Below are 816 nucleotides of genomic sequence, written 5' to 3'. Positions count from 1 at the left end.
GAGGGCACCGCTTTTAAACTGCTCGACCTCATTATCACTGAGGAAGCAACTAAAGCGGTAGTTGTCACTGAGGACGGCGAAATCCACGGCTTGTTTACTGACAGCGCCAGCGCGAAGTCTGCCCTTCAGGAAGTGCGCGCCTGTTTCGGCGATGAGCAACCGTTCATTAAGGTAAACATCCGCGAGACTGCGAAAAAACAGAGCGTCTATTACATTGAAGTTCAATAATAGCCGCCCATAGTTTTAAGCCCCTTAATTGGGGCTTTTTTGTACCCGTAATTTGTGTATAATATCCAGATACACCAGAATAGAGGAAGTAAATTATGAACTACACACTATCACTATCACGGCTGCTGGCTATTATTGATAATGACGGTTTCGACGCAACTCGTAGCGAGCGCAAACGTATGGCTATTGAGATTGTTGAATTACGAGACCGTTTCAAAAACACCAAATGGGATGGGGTGACAGGTGGCGCAGGTCACGGTGATAATGATGTCGGGCTAAACCCCCTAACCCAACGCTGATAAAAATAAAGCCCTCATTCGAGGGCTTAATTATTTACGGTTCAATTTGCCAGTGTGGATAATCCCAGCTATCCCGACCGCCCTCGATAATTCCGTTTCGGTTCCAGTCTGCTCCGTGGGTGATATTCACTTTAAGACGGGCGGCAGCATCCAGCATGGCAACGCGAATGGGCATGAAAGCACTGGTCTCCCAAGATTTCCCATTCCACAAATCGACCGCCCCGCCGTTAAGATGCCGACTATTCATCGTCTTAGATTTCCCGGCTTTAACCAGCTCACGCTGGTGATC

3 protein-coding genes are annotated in these 816 nt (G+C 48.2%); 2 read left to right on the top strand and 1 reads right to left on the bottom strand.

Going from position 1 to position 816, the window contains the following annotated elements; translation table 11 throughout:
- Positions 1 to 228, top strand: a 228-nt coding sequence (locus tag N1032_RS24615) for a hypothetical protein (RefSeq protein ID WP_259543149.1), incomplete at its 5' end; no start/stop codon positions are given.
- A 95-nt stretch (positions 229 to 323) separates the two neighbouring features.
- A complete protein-coding gene (locus tag N1032_RS24610) occupies positions 324 to 527 on the top strand; it encodes a hypothetical protein (RefSeq protein WP_259543148.1) in 204 nt (67 codons plus the stop codon).
- Between the two features lie 34 nt (positions 528 to 561).
- On the opposite strand, the gene N1032_RS24605 is transcribed toward N1032_RS24610, so the two are convergent.
- Positions 562 to 816: M15 family metallopeptidase domain-containing protein (locus N1032_RS24605; RefSeq protein ID WP_259543147.1), on the bottom strand; the 255-nt coding region annotated here is incomplete at its 5' end.

This window comes from Herbiconiux daphne (assembly GCF_024979295.1).
GTDB lineage: Bacteria > Actinomycetota > Actinomycetes > Actinomycetales > Microbacteriaceae > Herbiconiux > Herbiconiux daphnes.
This window is presented reverse-complemented; position numbering and strand designations above follow the sequence as displayed.

Coding starts and splice junctions, on each gene's coding strand:
- N1032_RS24610 (WP_259543148.1), top strand. CDS start 324: ATGAACTACACACTATCACTATCACGGCTGCTGGCTATTATTGATAAT.